This window comes from Microcystis sp. M53598_WE2 (assembly GCF_030067735.1).
Classification (GTDB): Bacteria; Cyanobacteriota; Cyanobacteriia; order Cyanobacteriales; family Microcystaceae; genus Microcystis; species Microcystis aeruginosa.
The window spans coordinates 1-1,362 of the sequence record NZ_JASJFE010001027.1 but is presented as its reverse complement, the minus strand read 5'-3'; the positions used below and the strand labels follow the sequence as shown (position 1 = coordinate 1,362).

Here is a 1,362-nt window from a genome sequence, read left to right as displayed (position 1 = left end):
GATAATCTAAAAGCTGATGCCGGAGATCTGGCGATCGTGCCGGGACTCGCTTGTGGGGGCGATATCCTGTTTCTAGAAGCCTGTTTAGAGCGCCAGATGAGAGTCGAGGTCTATCTGCCCTTTGAATCGGCTCAATTTATTGAAGAGTCAGTCAGCTTTGCCGGCGATGATTGGGTAGAGCGTTTCTATAGAATTAAGAATCATCCCCAGGTCGTACTCAACCTACAACCAGAAAGAATCGGACCGGTCCCGCAAGGAAGCAATTCCTTTGAGCGCAACAATCGTTGGGCGCTCTATTCCAGTTTGATCTACGGAATCGAGCGGGTGCGGTTGATTGTCCTCTGGGATGGCAAAGGCGGTGATGGACGTGGCGGGACTGGTGATATGGTCAAGCAAGTGCGTCAATTGGGGGGGATTGTCGAGCATCTAGACACAACTAAGTTTGATTATTGGAAAGCTCAAGGAGCGGGAATCGGAAATCGGGAAACTTGAGAAACCAGAGCCGAAATTTTTTTCTACTAACTGATTAAAAGTACAAATATTATGCCAAAAAAGTCCAAACTTTATCGTGAGCAGTTCCAGCAAGAAATCTGTGCTTTGATCGAGCAGATTGACTTGCCAGATTTACAGAAGCAGTTTATGAAAGCCCGCTGGCTCGAGCAATTACTGTGGCTAGAAGGCAGGGCCCAGACAACCCGCAACCAATACTATTTTCTCCGACTGCTCACAATTATCGGGGGGGTGATTGTTCCGGCCTTGGTCAGTCTTAATATCAACGCCAATGACGTTCAAGTAGTAGTCGGTTGGCTCGCCTTTGGCTTAAGTCAGGTGGTTGCTATCAGTGCTGCCGTTGAAGAGTTCTTTCATTATGGCGAACGCTATCGCCACTATCGCAACACGGCAGAGGCGATGAAAATTGAGGGCTGGCAATTTCTCCAGTTGAGTGGTTCTTATCGCCATGCCCAAAATCACGCCGAAGTCTATCCCGATTTTGCTCAACAAGTAGAAAACATTATCCAGCGCGATGTGGAAGGGTATTTCAGCCAGGTTGTACAGGAGAAAGAAAAGCCAAAACAGCAAGCAGAAATCGCTAAAACACCACCTCAGTAGCAAGACAAGGAATATTTAGCGATGGGAGTGTCAATTAGGTCGATTTCTCCACCAGAAAACCTTTTAGTCCTGAGATAATATTAGGCAGCGGTCTGATACCAAATCCTGTTGAAAAAGTATAGGATAGTGGGGAGCGGGGAGCGGGGAGCAGGGAGAAACAATCCATCCCACATTCCGCACCCTCAACTGTCACATAAGCTGTCCCCCTCCAGAGACTTGAGTAAAAATACTTAGCTGGTGAAAGTTTTCTCG

1 protein-coding gene and 1 pseudogene are annotated in these 1,362 nt (G+C 47.5%); both read left to right on the top strand.

What is annotated here, in order from left to right; translation table 11 throughout:
* A pseudogene (locus PX636_RS21145) lies at nucleotides 1-492 on the top strand (tetratricopeptide repeat-containing protein); the annotation flags it as partial.
* 51 nt (nucleotides 493-543) lie between these two features.
* Nucleotides 544-1,110 (top strand): DUF4231 domain-containing protein, encoded by a 567-nt coding sequence (locus PX636_RS21140; RefSeq protein WP_288118716.1) that lies wholly within the window; start codon nucleotides 544-546, stop codon nucleotides 1,108-1,110.
* Nucleotides 1,111-1,362 lie beyond the last annotated feature (252 nt).

Bases quoted from the DNA above. Each gene is read 5' to 3' on its own strand.
- PX636_RS21140 (WP_288118716.1), top strand. From the start codon at position 544: ATGCCAAAAAAGTCCAAACTTTATCGTGAGCAGTTCCAGCAAGAAATC.